At 35.8% G+C, this 18,263-nt stretch carries 20 protein-coding genes; 3 read left to right on the plus strand and 17 right to left on the minus strand.

What is annotated here, in order from left to right:
• Positions 1–243 precede the first annotated feature (243 nt).
• Positions 244–1,374 carry a GntR family transcriptional regulator gene (locus BTR25_RS14610; protein WP_075688782.1) on the plus strand — a complete coding sequence of 377 codons (1,131 nt, stop codon included), beginning with the start codon at positions 244–246 and terminating at the stop codon, positions 1,372–1,374.
• A 77-nt stretch (positions 1,375–1,451) separates the two neighbouring features.
• Here the strand turns inward: BTR25_RS14610 and BTR25_RS14615 are convergent, their stop codons facing one another.
• Positions 1,452–2,732, minus strand: coding sequence for a glycoside hydrolase family 27 protein (locus tag BTR25_RS14615; RefSeq protein ID WP_075688783.1), 1,281 nt, complete (start codon positions 2,730–2,732; stop codon positions 1,452–1,454).
• Positions 2,733–2,742: 10 nt separating this feature from the next.
• Entirely contained in the window at positions 2,743–3,453 is a 711-nt protein-coding gene (locus BTR25_RS14620) for an HAD family hydrolase (RefSeq protein WP_075688784.1), read from the minus strand.
• Positions 3,454–3,542: 89 nt separating this feature from the next.
• Here BTR25_RS14620 and BTR25_RS14625 point away from each other — a divergent pair, with 89 nt between their 5' ends.
• Positions 3,543–4,130, plus strand: a complete 588-nt coding sequence (locus tag BTR25_RS14625; protein WP_075688785.1) for a YesL family protein — start codon at positions 3,543–3,545, stop codon at positions 4,128–4,130.
• A gap of 46 nt (positions 4,131–4,176) precedes the next feature.
• On the opposite strand, the gene BTR25_RS14630 is transcribed toward BTR25_RS14625, so the two are convergent.
• A complete protein-coding gene (locus tag BTR25_RS14630; protein WP_075688786.1) occupies positions 4,177–5,151 on the minus strand; it encodes an aldo/keto reductase family protein in 975 nt (324 codons plus the stop codon).
• A 185-nt stretch (positions 5,152–5,336) separates the two neighbouring features.
• Between BTR25_RS14630 and BTR25_RS14635 the strand changes: the two genes are divergently transcribed.
• On the plus strand, positions 5,337–6,383 hold the full coding sequence (locus BTR25_RS14635) for a lactonase family protein (RefSeq protein ID WP_483295261.1): 1,047 nt from the start codon (positions 5,337–5,339) through the stop codon (positions 6,381–6,383).
• A 92-nt stretch (positions 6,384–6,475) separates the two neighbouring features.
• Here the strand turns inward: BTR25_RS14635 and BTR25_RS27690 are convergent, their stop codons facing one another.
• From BTR25_RS27690 to BTR25_RS27150, 14 genes are all read right to left on the minus strand, one after another.
• Positions 6,476–6,616, minus strand: a complete 141-nt coding sequence (locus tag BTR25_RS27690; protein WP_175596795.1) for a hypothetical protein — start codon at positions 6,614–6,616, stop codon at positions 6,476–6,478.
• A 41-nt stretch (positions 6,617–6,657) separates the two neighbouring features.
• Positions 6,658–7,281 (minus strand): acetyltransferase, encoded by a 624-nt coding sequence (locus BTR25_RS14640; protein WP_075688787.1) that lies wholly within the window; start codon positions 7,279–7,281, stop codon positions 6,658–6,660.
• Positions 7,282–7,323: 42 nt separating this feature from the next.
• Positions 7,324–7,560 carry an acyl carrier protein gene (locus BTR25_RS14645; protein WP_075688788.1) on the minus strand — a complete coding sequence of 79 codons (237 nt, stop codon included), beginning with the start codon at positions 7,558–7,560 and terminating at the stop codon, positions 7,324–7,326.
• Positions 7,561–7,612: 52 nt separating this feature from the next.
• Complete coding sequence (locus tag BTR25_RS14650) at positions 7,613–8,581, minus strand: ATP-grasp domain-containing protein (RefSeq protein WP_075688789.1); 969 nt, start codon at positions 8,579–8,581, stop codon at positions 7,613–7,615.
• A 21-nt stretch (positions 8,582–8,602) separates the two neighbouring features.
• Positions 8,603–9,883 carry a type III PLP-dependent enzyme domain-containing protein gene (locus tag BTR25_RS14655; protein ID WP_368482996.1) on the minus strand — a complete coding sequence of 427 codons (1,281 nt, stop codon included), beginning with the start codon at positions 9,881–9,883 and terminating at the stop codon, positions 8,603–8,605.
• Positions 9,884–9,937: 54 nt separating this feature from the next.
• The gene (locus BTR25_RS14660; protein WP_075688790.1) at positions 9,938–10,867 is read right to left on the minus strand and encodes a beta-1,6-N-acetylglucosaminyltransferase; all 930 of its coding nucleotides are present in this window, start codon (positions 10,865–10,867) and stop codon (positions 9,938–9,940) included.
• A 185-nt stretch (positions 10,868–11,052) separates the two neighbouring features.
• Positions 11,053–12,843 (minus strand): ABC transporter ATP-binding protein, encoded by a 1,791-nt coding sequence (locus tag BTR25_RS14665; protein WP_075688791.1) that lies wholly within the window; start codon positions 12,841–12,843, stop codon positions 11,053–11,055.
• 61 nt (positions 12,844–12,904) lie between these two features.
• Complete coding sequence (locus tag BTR25_RS14670; protein ID WP_075688792.1) at positions 12,905–13,387, minus strand: lasso peptide biosynthesis B2 protein; 483 nt, start codon at positions 13,385–13,387, stop codon at positions 12,905–12,907.
• An 11-nt stretch (positions 13,388–13,398) separates the two neighbouring features.
• Positions 13,399–13,689, minus strand: a complete 291-nt coding sequence (locus BTR25_RS14675) for a lasso peptide biosynthesis PqqD family chaperone (protein WP_075688793.1) — start codon at positions 13,687–13,689, stop codon at positions 13,399–13,401.
• An 11-nt stretch (positions 13,690–13,700) separates the two neighbouring features.
• Complete coding sequence (locus tag BTR25_RS14680; protein ID WP_075688794.1) at positions 13,701–14,618, minus strand: phosphoenolpyruvate carboxykinase (ATP); 918 nt, start codon at positions 14,616–14,618, stop codon at positions 13,701–13,703.
• 79 nt (positions 14,619–14,697) lie between these two features.
• On the minus strand, positions 14,698–14,853 hold the full coding sequence (locus BTR25_RS27145) for a paeninodin family lasso peptide (protein ID WP_139311248.1): 156 nt from the start codon (positions 14,851–14,853) through the stop codon (positions 14,698–14,700).
• 14 nt (positions 14,854–14,867) lie between these two features.
• On the minus strand, positions 14,868–16,820 hold the full coding sequence (locus BTR25_RS14685) for an asparagine synthase-related protein (protein ID WP_075688795.1): 1,953 nt from the start codon (positions 16,818–16,820) through the stop codon (positions 14,868–14,870).
• 141 nt (positions 16,821–16,961) lie between these two features.
• Positions 16,962–17,948 carry a metallophosphoesterase gene (locus BTR25_RS14690; RefSeq protein ID WP_075688796.1) on the minus strand — a complete coding sequence of 329 codons (987 nt, stop codon included), beginning with the start codon at positions 17,946–17,948 and terminating at the stop codon, positions 16,962–16,964.
• Between the two features lie 158 nt (positions 17,949–18,106).
• Positions 18,107–18,250: a paeninodin family lasso peptide gene (locus BTR25_RS27150; protein WP_139311249.1), complete on the minus strand. Its 144-nt coding sequence runs from the start codon at positions 18,248–18,250 to the stop codon at positions 18,107–18,109.
• Between the last annotated feature and the right edge of the window lie 13 nt (positions 18,251–18,263).

Raw genomic sequence — 18,263 nt, forward strand, 5'->3', positions numbered from 1 at the left:
CAAATCTATGAAAGCGTATTCTCTACACTTCAAATAGTAATATACCTGTTCGTACATGTCAATTAGTTTTATAAAAAATATTTACTTTGTACGTACGTGTTTTATGAAGCATAATTTAGTATAATTTAGACATAGTAAATCTTTGTTTAATTTGGTAGTATAGTCATAATAATTCATTTAAACTGTTGTACGTATAAGTTGTTTAATATGGAAATGATTAATTGGATGAAAGAGTGGTGTAATATGGCACAAAAGACCAAATACAATATGGTGAAGGAACAGATATCCGAATGGATCTCGACGGGCAAGGTTAGCCCAGGGGAAAAGATTTATTCTGAAAATGAACTTGTAAAAATGTTTGGTGTTAGCAGACATACAGTCCGCCAGGCAGTAGGTGACTTGGTTCATGAAGGATTACTATACAGGGAACAAGGGGCTGGAACTTTTTGCTCCCATACTATTGGACAGAATCAAAATAAGGAAACTGTACAAAATGTAGCGATTCATGGTGGTAAGAATATTGGTGTAATTACTACTTACATTTCTGACTATATTTTCCCCTCGATTATTAAAGGAATTGAATCATATCTTACTACAAAGGGTTATTCTTTAACCTTTGCTTGTACGGATAATGATACTGAAAAAGAAAAACAATGCCTGCAGACGATGTTAAGCAGAAATATTGACGGACTTATTGTTGAACCAACAAAGAGCAGTAATTATAACCCTAATATTAATTACTACTTAGAATTAGAGCAAAATAACATCCCTTACTTAATGATCAACCAATATTACTCACAATTAATGCCGCCACACATTATCATGAACGATGAACACGGCGGTTATATTGCAACAGAGCACCTAATTAAATTAGGACATGAGAAAATTATTGGTATATTCAAAACAGATGACCTTCAAGGTGTTAACCGTATGCAAGGCTTCATTCGAGCATTTAGAGAACATGGTTTGCCGTTTTTCCCTGATATGGTCATTACCTATACAACAGAGGATGAAGAAAGTAAAATATTAGATCAATTAAATAGATATTTTGCTGCAGAAAAAATGCCTACAGCAATTGTTTGTTATAACGACCAGATCGCACTTAGTGTATCGGGTATGCTCCGAGAGCTCCAATTAAACGTCCCTGAAGATGTCTCGCTTGTTGGTTATGATGATTCCTTTTTGGCAGAAGCATCCGAAATAAAACTTACTTCAGTCACCCATCCCAAAATGGATATGGGAATTGAAGCTGCAAAGTGGATTGTTTCAGCAGTTGAGGGGAATGATAATATCCCGCAATCCGTTATATACGAACCGGAAATAGTTGTAAGGAATTCTACTGCTGAAGTGAAAAAAGCTACTGCTGTCAATTGAACCAAACATTACTTTGTTTAGTATCTAGCCAAGAAGAAATCCCCCTTTAACGGTAAAGGGGGATTTCTTCTTGGCTTTTAGTATAACTTTAATAGCATGGAACTATGGGGAGGTAAAGAATGGTGGATTCTATCCGAAATTTGGCCTATTTCTTCTTGCTTCCATAAATCTCTTACGCTCTTTTTTTGTGAAAGTCCAAGTTGTTCTAGTGAAACTTCTAAATTAGTAGTCTCCTCACCTATGTTGAATAAAGCAACATAGGTGTGGTCATCATTATTTTTAGCTGACCAGACAACTTTATCATCCTCACGAAAAATCAGTCGATTGTTATGGCTATTTTGGTTTACCTCTAATACTTCTTTGTTACTTAGTAAGGATAGAGTCCATGCATCATTATCTCGTAATTCCCCTCCAAACATGAGCGGAGAACGGAAAATGGACCATAATGTCATCATGGTTATTTGCTCGTCTCTTGTGAATCGTGTCCAGCGATCCCCTCCCCCTCCATCAACGGAGCGTAATCCAATATGTCCTAATGGAAGCATATCACAGTCAGGCCAATGACCTTCCCCAACGTATTCGCTCCATTTTTCACATCTTTCAAACATTCCATATAGGAGATTCCAATGATCCCAATAATCATCTGTCATTCTCCACATATTAGCATTATTCTTTAAGTCTTCTGCAAATTCTACTGGTGCAGGGCCTGGAGACAAACTAAGAACCATATCTCTTCCACAATGGTCAATCGCCTTACGAATAAGTTCTATTTCTGCTTTATGAAAATGATAAAGTCTGGATGCAGCGATATCATCTACTTTAACAAAATCTACTCCCCATTCGGCATACATGTCAAATAAGGAATTGTAATATTCCTGCGCTCCGTCTTTAGAAGCATCCACTCCGTACATATCCGTATTCCATGGACATATTGAATTTGGATGAGCAATATCTCTAGCCCTCACACTTGTTCCTAATAATGGTGTATTTTGATGTACAGCTTGACGGGGGATCCCGCGCATCATATGAATACCGAATTTTAATCCCTGGTTATGTACATAATCCGCTAAAGATTTAAAGCCCCTCCCTTCTGTTGCAGAAGGAAAACGATTAACAGCAGGAATTAATCTTGAGTATTCATCCATTTCAAGCGGAACAAAAGAGCGGTAAGCAGAGGAAACTGCTCCTGGTTCATACCATTGTATATCTACAACTACATACTCCCACCCATATGGTTTAAGGTGTTCTGCCATGTAGTCTGCATTTCCTTTTACTTCTTCTTCTCTAACCGTTGCTCCATAGCAATCCCAGCTATTCCAGCCCATTGGTGGTGTTTTTGCAAATGTATGATGTCTCATTTTATTCCTCCTACTTAAGTTCCTTTTTTATGATTTCGAGAATAGATAACAACTGATCTACTTCTCCTAAAGGCTTATGTTCACTAGTTGGCTGTCTTTTGCGGTGATTATACCAAATAGCCTGCCATCCTGCTTCTAATGGGGCAACTACATCATTGGGCCAAGAATCACCAATGTATAAAATTTCATTAGCTGAAAAGCCATGTCGATCTGAAACTTGATGGAAGATTTGCGGATTCGGCTTTGCAACTCCAACTTCATCCGAGATGGTCATCATTTCTCTGGGGATATGATTTGTTAGACCTAGCAGCTTTATTTTATTAAATTGGTGTTCCACCGGACCGTTTGTAATGATTCCAACATGGATTTCTTTACTTTTTAGGTTTTCTATTAGTTCAGGTACTTCTGGAAATAAACGAAGACGGTTCAAACCTTCCTCATATTGAGCTTGGAATTCCACTGCTTGTTTATCCGAGATGAAAATATTAAAATAGTTCATCGCTAATACCAATCTATCGATTCTTAATTGTTCTAAGGTTAATTCACCCACACTGTATTTTTTCCAAAGCAGGTCGCTAAAATCTCTAAACTTTTTGTATACTGCTTCGATCTCAATTTGCTTATCAAAAGTTGGAAAAGTCATTTTAAATGCCTTTGAAAACGGTAATAGATGATCATGTAATGTGTCATCTAAGTCAAAAAAAATTGCTTTTATTTCCATTTTTTCCTCCATGTCTAATCTACTTCTTTTTTTATTAAATCTATGCTATTTTTATTGTACTGCTAGAAAATACGAAACTTGGTGAGATTATGAAAGAAATTTTTAAGGTACTTGAAGTTGTCACTGCATTTTTTCAATTGACTGTTCTTTGGCTATTATTTTGTTTACCCGTTGTCACTATTTTCCCTGCTACCGTGGCGATGTACTGTGTTATACGCCAATGGGTCCTGCATAAAGACTTTAGTGTTTTTCGCTTGTTTTACCAATTTTTCAAAGAGAATTTTAAACAAAGCTTTATATTAGGTATCATTTGGATCGTTTTTGGCGGAGTATTTGTAGTAGATTTTATGTTAATGGAACAGCTTGGTTCTTTCCAGTATATCCTGCTACCTGTCTTATTTTTATTAGGATTCGTTATCCTATTAATCACGATTTTTATTTTTCCGACGATCGCCAATTACAATGTCAATTGGCTGACTGCGATTAAGAATTCTTTTTTCTTTTCGATTAGGTATATCCTCGTCACATTATCCGTTATTGTTCTACTCGTTCTTACAATGTTGATTTTATTTACTTGGCCGATCACTTTTATTTTTATTTTCGCTGTCTATGCCTATTGTAATTATCACTTGTGTAATCTTGTTTTTACCAAGGTTCAACGTTTGCAAGCTAAGTAAATATAGGTAAGTATGGGCCCTGTTTTTAACAACAGGACCCTTTTTCTTATCTTAAAGGGGCAAAGTCTTTTATTCCTGCAAGTATTTGATCAATTGCTGCTATTACATCAAGTGTTAATACCACATCAACAGCTTTCACGTTTTCTTCGATTTGTGATGGTCTGCTTGCACCAATAATCGCAGAGCTGATCCCAGGATTACTTAAGATCCAGGCAAGTGCTAGCTGACTTAGTGTTACATCCAGTTCTTTAGCTATGTTGTTTAACTTTTGAACGCTTTCCAATACATCGTTTCGGAAGTAGCTATTAATTACAAAATTAGTCGTATCGTTAGCAGCACGGCTGTCAGCTGGCTTTTCCGTATTTGGTTTGTATTTTCCCGTTAGAACACCTTGGGCTAATGGTGAGAATACAATTTGACTCATACCATTTTGGGTGCAAGTATCCATAATATCTTCTTCAATGTATCTCTCGAGCATATTGTAGATCGGTTGATTTGATATAAGAGGTCTTAATTTATGTTCTTTCCTAATTCCTGCCGCTTTTTCAATTTGAGCTGCACTCCATTCACTAACTCCGGTGTAGAGAACCTTCCCCTGTCTTACTAAATCATCAAGGGCATAAAGTGTTTCCTCCATCGGAACTTCCGCGTCATACCGGTGACATTGATATAAATCGATATAATCTAAGCCAAGTCGTTTTAAGCTGGCATCACATTGTTCCATGATATGCTTTCTTGATAACCCGCGGTCATTTGGACCATCTCCCATTGGGAAAAATAACTTTGTTGCTACCACATAGCTGCTTCTCTGATACGATTTAAGTGCCTCACCTAGTACTTCCTCCGCTTTTCCACCTTCATACGCATTCGCTGTATCAAAAAAGTTAATTCCTAGCTCGTATGCTTTATGTACACAGTCGTGTGCTGTTTCGTTATTAACAGCCTTTCCATATGTTAACCAGCTTCCTAAAGCAATTTCACTGACGCGTAACCCGCTATTTCCAAGCTTTCGATATTTCATATTAATCCTCCTAGGCATTCTACTAAAAGATATACTCCTTTAGGTTATAGAAAACCCTTTCTTGTGACAATGTGCAAGTTGAACAACAAATGCCAACTAATATTTGGACATTAAGCACTAATTTTTAATAATTCTGCGTTTTTTTGTTAAAATAAAATGAATCTATTTTTTTAAGGGGAATGAAAATGACAATTCATGAGTTTAAAGGTTTCATTGGCACCTATACGAAAGGTGAAAGTAAAGGTATTTATTCCTTTACGTTAAACGCAGAAGAGGGGAAAATACTAGATATTAAAGTTGCAGCTACTTTGGAGAACCCTACATACCTAACCATTAGCGATAACAAACAATATCTATATGCTGTTTCAAAAGAAGGCAATGCAGGCGGTGTTGCATCCTTTTCTATTCAAGAAAATGGTGAGCTAAAAGCGATCAACAGTCAGGTTCTAGAAGGATCACCTCCCTGCCATGTAAGTGTTGACAGCAAAAACCGCTATGTGTTCAGTGCCAATTACCATAAAGGGAGCGCTGAGTCGTACTTATTGAATGAGGACGGTTCACTTCAACCGCCAGCCTCCATTGTTCTACATGAGGGATCTGGACCTGACCCAAGACAGGAAAAGCCGCATTCACATTATGCTGCTTTAACACCTGATGGGAAGTACTTAACCGTTGTCGAATTGGGGACTGATGCTTTAATTACCTACGATGTAGCGGAGGACGGGAAGCTAACCAAAAAGAAACTTCTCCCGTTAAAAGCTGGAAGCGGTCCTCGCCATCTGGTCTTCCATCCAAATGGGAAAACTGCCTATATCATGACTGAGTTCAGCTCAGAAGTGATTACCTTAAGCTATAATCCAGAAGATGGACACTTCTCAGAAAAACAGTATATCACCACCCTTCCAGAGGATTTCACTGAAAACAACCAAGGAAGCGCGATTCATATTTCTTCTGATGGACGTTTTGTCTATGCGGGTAATCGAGGGCATAACAGTATTGCTGTTTTTAAAGTTAGTCAAGAAACGGGTAAGCTTAGCTTTGTGGAAAGAGTTTCTACTGAAGGGGATTGGCCGAGGGACTTTGCACTTGATCCGAGTGAGAAATTTGTTATTGCTGCGAATCAGGAGTCGAGTAATTTGGTCTTGTATGCACGGGATGAGGAAACGGGGAAATTGACGTTATTGCAATCCGATGTCACCGTTCCTTATGGGGTTTGTGTGAAGTTTATGTAATCTCCAAATAAATATTTGTTTGTAGAGTTTATAGCAAATACGAAAAAATGGCCCCTTTGTAATGAGAGCTAAACAAAGGGGTCTTCTTTTGTTTACTTAATATGAATCCACTTTTGATTTTTCCCACCCTGCACCTTTGCAACATAGTCACTATAATCCTTATTTTTATTAAATATATAATTCGCCGCCGTAATAGATAGACCGACTGCTATCCCAGTTAAAATTTTTCTCATAGTAGGATTCACCCAACCTCGATTATCAATAATGAAATAGTTTAGATTTGCTTTGCGGGAATGCCAAATACAGTCGTCTCTGGTTTCACCTGTTTAACAACAACACTTCCCGCTCCGATCTTTGCGAAATCTCTCACTTTCACACTAGGTGTTATTACCGAATGACTGCCTAAGAATACACCAATGCCCAACTTAGCACACCCTGTAACATCTGAATGAGAATTAATCGTACACCCATTACCAATTACCACATCGTGTCCAATCGTTGAACATAAATTGATCAGTACATAATCCCCAATTTGAATGTCACAAGTAAGTACTGCACGTGGGCTCACTACACAACCATTTCCCAGTTCAACGTTTTCTCCAATTATCGCAGTTGGATGTATCAAGCTAAGAAATTTACCACCACGTTTTTCTAAAGCTTGCCCTACTGCTAGCTTATCCTTTGGGTCAGCAATTGCCATAACTAAAACATGATCCTCTTCTGGCTGATAATCTTCGATTGTACTGATAATTGGTATGTTATAGTTGTAATCATCAAGAATGTCTAATCTATCACTAATAAAACCAATTACTTTCCAAGAATCACCTATCATACTTGGGAGCCAGCTGTATATCATTCTTGCTAATCCGCCTGCACCTACAATTACAACTTTTTTCATAATAGATCTTCCTTTACGATTTGAATGGAAGCACCCTGCTGTCTACATTTTGATAACTTCGAGTTGATTATTGATTAGATTTAATAAGTCGCCAACAATTTCACACTTCTTTATAGCTTCATTTGAAACAGATAACTTGAAGTGTTCATCCACCATCACAATAATTGAAATTAACGCCAAAGAATCCCAATTTTCATTTTCTTCTAGCTGATAATCATTGGTCAAATCCGCTCTCTCAATCTCTAGTAAATCGGCTAATTCTAATAGAAAAGCTTCCATTTTCCAACCCTCCATTAATTAAGATACGAGTCTTTGTGAAATTTTGATATTATTACAGAACCACAAACTGATCAAATCTAACCATAATCTTCCCTTCTTCATAATGATAGATGTTTTTTTCATATGGTGGATTAGTAATACCATTAAGATTATTAATAATATTCTTAATGAAATTTTCTCCCATTTCATATGCATAGGGATATCCTCCACCAAATCTTGGGTTTATTTCGGATATCACATAACCATCTCCCGTTTTAAAGAAATCAATATCAACCGGACCTATTGGTTTTAAAGCATTGATAAGTTTTAATGTTAACTCAAATAGGACGGGGTCTTTTATAGCTATAGATTTATCGGTTTCTCCAGCCCTCATATTAATTTTGCGTTTGCTAAACTGACTGATCAACTCATTTGATAGAATGTCAATATAACACTCTACACAATATTCACTCCCTTCCATAAAAGGTTGAGCAATGAGGTTATGGTTACTCTCCCAATATATTTGAAGGTCGTTAAGGTTGTTGACTTTATACAGTCCAGCACTTCCACTGCCATTTTTGGGCTTTATCATTAATGGAAAATTAATTTTACCTAAGGTTATTTCCTGTATTACATCATTAAGGTTTTCATAAGTCGGAACCGCTGGTAAGTCATTATCCTTTAAAAACTCATATGTTAAATTTTTATCATAGCAAATATCAATGACTTGCTTATCCGATACAATAATGTGAATATCTTCTTTTTTTAATTCATCTTTCATGGTAGTTAATATTGATAATTCAGGATCTATTAACGATAAAATACCTTTAATGTTATATTTCCTACAGAGGCTTTTAATAACAGTTTTATATTCTGGATGATCTATCCGTGGCACAATTTCAAAAAAATCAGCATGATATAACGCAGGTGCTGTTTGATCGCAGTCTATTGCCAAAACCTTTCCATTAACTTTATTAAGCTCAGCTTTAAAATACTCAATTAACTGTACTCGCCTTCCCACACTTGAAATGAGAATATTCATTGCCTTACTCCTCCCCATAACCTAAAAAATATATATTTCTTCATTGAAGAATTGTCGTAACGTTTCTTTTTTTCTAACTTCAGATATTCGATTATTTTCAATCGCAACAATACCCGGTTTTTCCTTGATAAAGGAAGGATTAAAAACGATTGTATATGCACCAACATTTTCAAATATAATGTAATCATTCGTTTTAGGAATCTTTTCATGAAAATTATAAGCTAAATAATCTTTTTCCAAACAAGTGTAGCCAACGATATGAAAATCCTCGTTATTCCCAAAATCAACACTATCTTGCCTAACAATTTTCATTGGAAGATTCTTTTTATGCATGGTTGGTTTGATATTATGTACACTGCCATCTACCAACACAAAGTTATGGTCTTTTATTGATTTTGTATCAATTACCTTAGCAACAAATTGAAATACATTCGCAACCATTGAAATACCTGGTTCTATAATTAAATTGGGTTTCGTTTTATAGTGGCCAAATTCGTTATTCATAACCGTGCACACTGCTTCAGCATATTCCTCAAATGTTGGAGTATTTTCGATAAGGATTTTAGGTACTTCCCCAAAGAACCCTCCGCCAATGTCTATATAATCTAAGTCTGTTAATGTGTATTCCTTTGCCAGGTTACACAAAACTTGAGTTATTTTTTGAAAGGTTTCTACCTTTCTCATGCTAGTAGAAAAATGACCATGCAGCCCTGAAATTTGCACATTTTTTATTCTACTTAACTTGTTCATTGCCGAATCAAAGTCTCCATTTTCCAAGCAAATACCGAACCTACTGACTTCGTGACCTTCAACGAGAGGACTTTCTCCATTTTCTGAGAGATCAAAATTCACTCTTAATCCTACTTTTACTTTTCGATTTGGATTATTTCGGGCATATTCTTCTACAAAATTTATCTCATATTGGGAATCAAGATTGATTTTACTTTCGTTTTCTAAAGCATAGTAAATATCCTCTTTATTCTTTAACGGACCATTAAAAATAACTTTTTTAGGGTCTACACCTATCTTTATTGCCAAATCATACTCTAATCTAGAAACTACTTCTGCATGGGCTCCTAGATTTTTAAGTTGTTTACATACAAAGGGCACGTAATTGGTCTTATACGAATAACCGATAATAAATTGGTCATATCGACTTTGAAAAGCATACTCAATCTTTTTGTAGTTTTCTCTTAATTTATCTACATTCAATAAATAAAAAGAAGCCCCATACTTTTTCTCTAACTCTGTCAAAAATTTATGGCTAGATATTAGTTCATTCTCCATTCTAAAATTGGCCACATTCTCCAAATGATATTCCCCCATTTAAACATCAAGTCATGCACAAACTAAAGTTCATGTTAAAATATGAACTTTTTCATCCTGGTTTGTACTGAACTTTGTTTTATTAGCAAAATAATCTACTACTATATGATCAATATCTTCATCAAATTTTCTAGCGAAGAAATCCCCTGATTTCTCTATTAAAGGAATATCAAGATTGGTTAAGTATTGCGGTGAACTTTGTTCACTGAACTTTTCTCCCCACTTGAGAAACATAAAATTGTTATTTACTACGTCTATTTTATAGGGCGAATTCATAATTAGTGTGTGAAAAAACCACTCATCCGGACACAATGTATTTTCAAAATATTTAAAGTACCATTCATTGTTATCTAGAAACTCTATCATGTATTCAGCAACCTCTAAAGGCACACTAAACCATTGAGATCCGTTAAAGAATGAGTATTCTTTTGGCCAATAATTAGTGTTAGGAAAAATATTTAGTCCTCTACGATATAAGCTTTGTAGTACTCTCCTATAAATCCTATTAGGGTGGGGGGTTGTATACCGCTTACGTGTATTTTTGGGCCAATTAATATTCATTAGTCCTAGATTAAATCTGCTAACATCCCGTAAAGTCATATATATATTTTTTTTATCACTTAATAAAAAATCTTTAAATCCATCCTTGATCAGTAAGTCTTGGCCGCTTCTTAAACAAACATAATCATATTTCTTATTAGCAGCCAAAACCTCCCTTAGCAACATGGTAGTAGTTGTGACTTGGCTTATGTCACCCCATTCACAATTAATGCTGTCCTTCAGCACAGTCACAAATGGGCTTTTTATGATTTTTTTGCTCATACTTTCATAACTTCTTTTGTCAATATGAACAAAAACATCTGCATAACCATCAGAGATAAGCTGGTTAATAAACTTATTCACTTGATTAGGATTTTTGTGGATTTGTAACATATAGGCCGTTCGTGGTATGGAAGCCATATTCATATCCCCTTAAAAAATAATCTTCTGGAAAAACCTATTTTTCTTTATAAAGAACATTAAAGCGAGAATTTTTTTATAATATTAAAAATTTAACTTATTTGAACTAATTTTAGTTCTATATAAAGAACAAGTCAACCGATATTTTTCTTTATATAACTATCAATTTCGCCATTTTACTAATTTTATCGTAATGCTTCCTTTTGCTTTTTTAATAGATTTCCAAGCACTCCACGTTTCTCTTTAGCTAGCAAACTATACTCTCCATGCTGAATAACCTCTCCTTGATCTAGCACTATTACACGATCTGCATTACGAATTGTCGATAGTCGGTGGGCAATCACGATTATTGTCATTTTTCCTTTTAACCTGTCAATAGCCTCCTGTATCTTTAATTCGTTTTCAGAATCCAATGCGCTAGTCGCCTCATCTAGAATCAGGATTGATGGATTCCGTAAAATAGCACGTGCAAGAACAATTCGCTGCCGTTCTCCACCAGAAAGCTTAATCCCTCTGTCCCCAATGATTGTATCCAATCCTTGTGGCAGCCTTCTTACAAACTCTCCTGCAGAAGAAAATTCAAGAGCCTCCCACATTTGTTCTTCTGTTGCAGTTTCATTAATCAGTAGAAGATTATCCTTAATGCTTGTATTAAAGAGGAAAGGATCTTGCGGCACATAACTAACAGCTCTTCTTAAGGATAAAAGTGTTTTACCTCTAAGCGGGGTTCCGTCTACCAACAGTTCTCCACTTTCTGGAGAATTAAGACCCATCAATAAATCAATTAATGTACTTTTACCAGCCCCAGAACGTCCTACGACAGCGGTAGTTTGGTTAACAGGGAAATTAACATTAATATTCTTTAATGCATATTGAGGCTTGTTTTTATAATATCGAAAAGAAATATTGCTGCATTGTATTCCTTCTCTAATTTGTAACGGTTCCGTCTTGTCTGTACACTCCAATTCTCTATCCGCATGACATTCTTTATGTAAAGCCATTACCGCCTTAAACGAAGGGAGAGTTGCAGCAATCTGCTCCATGGAGGATTGTATTCCCGAGACTCTTGGCCATAACCTTGAAAAAATAATTATGATTAACATCAATTCACCAGATTGTGCCTGATACAAATTTATTGCTACTAAAATAAAGAGAGCAATTAGAAGGGCTGAGGATGCTTTATAATAGAATTGAGATTTGGTCCTTAATTTTGTATATGCAACCTGTTCATCTCTCATTTGCTGAGTTATATTTTGATACCATTCCATCCGGGATTCTTCCAAGGTATTGCTTTTTATATCCTTGATCCCGTTTATTTGATCGGTAATACCTGCAAGATAACTCTTTCCTAGTTCAAAATTTGTATTGCCTAAGGCTAAAGAGCGCCGAAGAAATTTGCGGTTAAAGAAAATGAGAACTAATCCACTTAGTAGTACAAATATTGTTATATTTGGTGAAAGAGCAAAGGCCAAAGCAATCTGTATGAAGGTAAAGATCAATGAGGTAATGAATTGTAAAAAAGAATGTGTTCCAGCACTTGCACGGGTTATTTCTGTTGTTAATAAATTTATTAAATCCGATTTTCTTTTCTTGATAAAGAAATCCCAGTTGGAATAAAGAATCAAACTGTAGGTATTTATCCGTAAGTATCTGAAAAAGCCATGCTGGATCATAGCATTTCTGATCGTGATTTGACGTTGTAATACATTTTGGCCAATAACAATTAAAACATAAATGGCTAATATCATTGGTAACACCAAATTATTAGGAATAGTTTGTAATAGATTGAATGCCCCTACACTAAATACCTTTCCAATATCAATGTTTACGATTCCACTGATATTTATCATTGGAATCAACAATAAAATTCCAATACCTTCAAGTAAACTAATAAAGACCATTGCAATGAGATTCATATATAAAGTCTTTCCAGCAAACACGTGGATTTGCTTCAAGAAATAATTCACATGTTTCATCGTTTCCCCCTGAGGAAAATGTGGCGTAGATGATAATTTATACTGGGCCAAAGAAAAAGTATTATCTATTTTCACTCGGAAATTTCGCTTGCGGTACTTTATTGGCAAATTTTCCGACTACTGTGAATTTCTCCATTCCTTCAGCTCCTGAAACATAATAAGATCCACTGCGAAGCCATGCGTGTGCAATCATTTTTCCTGTTTCATCTTTTCCAGTACCTAAATAAAGAGTACTCTCGATATTTCTCCTTTTGAGCATTTTCATACCAGCTATTGCTCTTACAAGACACTGACTTTCCCAAACGGTATAACGGCTCATTGTATGAATAGCCCAAGAAATGTTGCGTAAGGTCTCCTTAGTATGGTCATTTAGCTCAAAAGAGGTCTCTTCCATATGATTGCCAAGTGATGGAGCAATTTTTTTAAAGGGCATCAATTTTAATAGTCGAGCCCACCCCAATAAAATAAAAGCTTCGAGTAACTGTTTTTTTCTATTGGAACCGAGAGATAAATATATTTTGAGTTTTCGTAAAGCTGTAGTCATCACTTCTCCCCTTATCGCTTTTCAATTAATCCTTCCTCTAAGAGATGCTCTACAAACATTAACACCTGCTGCTGACAATCCATTTCCTCCACCTGGTAAACAGCAATTAAGGCTTTCACTACATCAGAAATTTTTATTGGTGACTCAAGTAATCCCCAAATATCACCACCAATTTCACCTAAGTTGTAGTACTTACCATTTTTAACGCTTAACATTACCTTTTCTCCGCCCATATCGCTGACAATGTTCCCTTTCCCTTGTACAACAAGATCTGTTAGTGAAATATTTGTTTTTATTGTCATTCTTAATCCCCCTAATTTAAAGTCGATAATATAATTGAAGCCAGTTCATTTGCAGTAAAACGTGCAGTCGGACGTCGTAATTGATAAAAGTCCAATTTATCTACTAAACCTGCGGTAAAGGAAAAATGCCATTCCGTCCTTCCAGACGGTCCCAGTATAAAATTACGATATGTGTGATAAAACAAGGTATGCAGCCTTTCAAGACCTTTTACTTGGTGCATTTCAATATTCAAAGTTTCCGTTTTTACTAGTTCAAACACTCCTGCCAGTGGTATAGGTTTATTGACAAATTGAGAAGAAACAGGAACAGCAAACTTCGTCTCCCGGTCAACAATGGGACGTAATTCTTTCGTTGAAATACCAAATTCCAATAAGCTTTCCTGCCATAGTTTTTGTTGTGGATAGGCAGGTGTTACTACCGGTAAGCCTCCGTCAGCTAACGAAACAGGGATAATATCATCACTAAGAAGTTGATAACCTTTCAACAAAAACGACGAGGCAAGTGTTGATTTTCCTGCTCCCGAATCACCAACGATCGCATAGGCTTTACCATTGATTTCGATCGCACTTCCATGAAGCGGGAGTATTTTTCGCTGAATTAAAAGAGCCCCCATACATGAACCTAGTAAATAGAGGCGTACTTGGTCTTCACTGGCTCCATCAGCAGGGGAATATTTAACTGTCATACCGTTTTCAATAGAGTAAACTGCTACATTTGGGATATGAAACATGGTTTGGTTTTCTTTAATAACAAAAAACCTGTTAGACTTTGCAAACTCGTTCCATATCTCTGTTAATTCACCCTTTTCAAAAACTATATCGTATGATTCTTCCTGACAGGTGGACTCAGGCAATTCTGGTAATGCAATATCGCTGGATACCCGAAAACCAAACCCTATGTATAAAACCTTTTGGACTGTATTAGGCATATATCCTCCTGCTTGTTAGAATTATAGCCCTCAATCTTATATGTAAGGACGAGGGCTCTTTTCAGTAAGCGTATGATTTCTAGCTATCTAAACAACTTGCATTCGATCTACCGGTGTGCGTTTCATCCAAACCATCAGAAACATCAAAACAATCAGCATTTGCATTTCCTGGACCATTCATCGTCATACTAATATCTAGTACTTCTAATATAGGAACTTTCCATTCTTTCTTCAAAACCTCACCTCCTTTTATACGCTTTTTATAAAGCGATACACAATAAGGCTCCTCGTTAATAATCTGAATTCATTTGAAAAAACATACTCTGGCCGCGGATTTCCTTCTAGCTTGGATACTGCCTGTTTAATCAGTTCAACATTCACCAATTCGGAAAACAACGAGTCTTTATAAATAGCTTTAACTTCATCAATAAAGGTATTCCAGTATGGGGCCATTCGATGAATCACATCTGCACCTTGGATACCCCTCGTTCTAAAGTTACGTCTAACTTTTTCAGGAAGATAATTTGCAGTTGCCCTGCGTATTAATGAGCGGTCCATACCATCTAGGACATATTGTTCATCAGGTATAGATAAACAAAAGCGTATAACCCGTAAATCATTCGTAGGATCCCTATCCCAAATTCCATAACGCAGCGATAATTTTGTCGTGGCCGTCCCGCTTTTATTCCAATAGTAGGGCAGTTCATAATGACTGTTTCTATATTTGTTTAGATTCTTTGCATGAATGTTTCCATTTGAAAGGTACATACCTTGGTCTCGAAGTTTCTGATATACCTTTGTCTTTTCAGCAAATAACGGATTGATTAGCATTGAGGATTGTTCACCCGTTTGAGTTTTTTGTGTACTGGAGGTAAAAGATGTATATGTTTTTCTCATTACCATGGGAAGAATTGCAGATTTACCAGTTTGAAAATTCATACAATATTGATTTAACTCATTAAAAAGACGTTTCCATCTTAAGCTTTTCAATAGCCGACTATAATAATTGAGTGTTAGATTAGGAGAACCCCAGGAAATTGAATGATTTCCCCTTGCTCCGTTTAATAGTACCTTAACCTCTTGTTTTTGGGCTTCTTCAAAAATCCCCTTTAACCAGAAAGAATTCTCAAAGAACTTATAAGGCATTTCCATTAATTCTAGGAAATCATCAACCTCTGTATATGGATTTCTTCCTTTAAAGTTAAAATAGTAATCATTTATATTACCAACATGGCTGACAGTTTCTTGGATATAGGGCCTTTCATCCGGATTATAGTAATAAGCTGTCCAGTCAACAAATTCATCTTCTGGTACATAACTGTATGTATGGAGTCGTTTTTTTTGTTCATTTAGACCTTTGGCAGCAAAGCTCACTACTGTGCCTGAATCCAATCCACCACTTAAATGTGAGCCAACGCCTCCGAATGTTCGAATTCTTGCTTTCACTGCTTTATTAAAAACGTCACGAAATGCTTCTTCATATTCTTCATTTTTTTTAAATCTTATCAATTGATTTGATACAACATTTGAATACTTTGAAATAAGCACCCTTCCATTTTTCACTGTGATTGAGTGGCAGGGAGGAAGTTGGTTAATTTCTTGATAAACAGTAAGTGACATATCAACTGCTTCTACCATTGTTGGAATAGCAAGAAATTCTGCAAGCCATTGGTCGTTAAGGCTCCTATTAATAAATGGCAGTTTAAGTATTGGTTCTATAGTGGTAGAAAAAGCAAATCGCTTATGATCATGAAAGAAATACAGTGTCCTTGCCCCTGAAAAATCTCTTGCCCCAAACAACTTCTTCTCGCGAGAGTCCCAAATCATAAAAGCGAAATCCCCCACCAAATGTTTAGGGGCTTCTTCCTGCCATTTATAATAGGCTAACAAAATTAACTTACTATCTGATATTTTTTCTCTTTGATTTTGGCTAACTTGCAATTTTTCAAATAGCTCTTCTCGATTATCAATAATCGCATCTGCAACAATCGCAGTATTTGTACCATCATCCCAGTACGGCAGAGTTTCACCTTTTGATTGCGGGGTAATCCATTGTCCATGGAATCCCATGCTGATTTCTTCCCCACTCCAGGTATGAATAATATCAGCTGGAAATTTCCGGAGTGAATCCATCATTATTTTAACTTCTTGAAAATTTACGGGGGAACCATCGAAATGTAAACAACCAGTTATCGCACTCATACCTACCTCCGTAAATTTCATTAAAATTTTAAACATGACCATTATAAAGAATTTTTTAATTCTATATAACGAACATATTGATATTAGTAAATTATCATTTATCCATTAATTTGTCAACATTCCCGAAATTGTTTAAAAGCCTTACTTTGCTTCTTTCAATGTCAGTAGGTTAATTTCAGGGGTAGTAAATAACCGGAAATTTAAAAACGGAATTGCATCGCTACTTCCTAGACCCGTGCTCACATATTGTTTTATATTTCGGTAATTCCATAGACCTTTAACTCTATCCTGAGGCGGGAACAGTCCATCCCTTGGGTACCAACCTTCTGGTATAAATAGCGCACCAATGAACGGGATTCGGAATTGACCTCCATGATAGTGTCCAGCGATGAGTAAATCGTAGTCTCTGAATCTATTTTTTGAATTTGATATTAAATAGTCGATCCTTTTATCAACAACAGGATAGTGCGTCAGCCCTATTAGAACATCAGATTTCTCTATTTGCTCAAGAGTGGATATACCTTCAAATAATTGATCCCGATAGGTTAATATTTGTGAAGATGTTTCCTCTGACACCAACTTTTCCTTTAGTGTTCCTACTATCTCCTCTTTATCCTTTAAGGAAAATTCAAAATCAACAAAATGCAATTTTGAATGGCCGATATCCATTGTAACTAATGACTCCAGAAATTTAACTCCTCTTAACTCCATTCCATTAATAAAATCTGATTTGATAAGAGGTTCTTCAGAGTCTATACCCATTTCGGGATCTGTATTTCCTGGAACAAATAAAGCTATTTCTTTATTGTCAATTCCTTCTAACAAATCATAAAAGGGATGATAATTGTTACTCGTGTTATTTTTCAACATATCACCCGTAAATACAATTGCATCATAATGAATAGAATTAATTTTATCGACGAGTTTTGTTTGGCCTTTCCCAAATTCCTTTTCATGTAAATCGGTAATTTGAAGTATAGTGAATCCATCTAATTCCTTGGATAAGTTAGCAATTTCAATTTCCTGTTTAGTTAAATTTATTTTGTTATTGTCATAAAAAATATAAGTAATTAGTACCAGTAGAATTACAAAAAAAACAATCCATTTTCTGTATTTAACTATTTTCATTTCTTCCTCACTGCCTAGAAATCATAATGTAGGATTTTATCATCCAGAAGCCAATAGAATATGAACAAAAACACCTCTTATGTAATGAAACATCTAGAGGTGTTTTTAAATTCGATATTCTAAAGTAGAATCATTCAATATACATTAAACGATTCCCACTAGCTGTCATTTCCCCAGGTTAAGTCACTCCAACGTGTTCCAGCTTCAAAAGTATCATCTAGAAAATTACCTGGATTAGTATTCGCCATTGTCATACTAACCTCAAGGACTTCTAGTACAGGTTGCTGCCATTCCTTTTTCATTCTATCACCTCCT

It is taken from the genome of Bacillus sp. MRMR6, assembly GCF_001940785.1.
GTDB lineage: Bacteria > Bacillota > Bacilli > Bacillales > Cytobacillaceae > Neobacillus.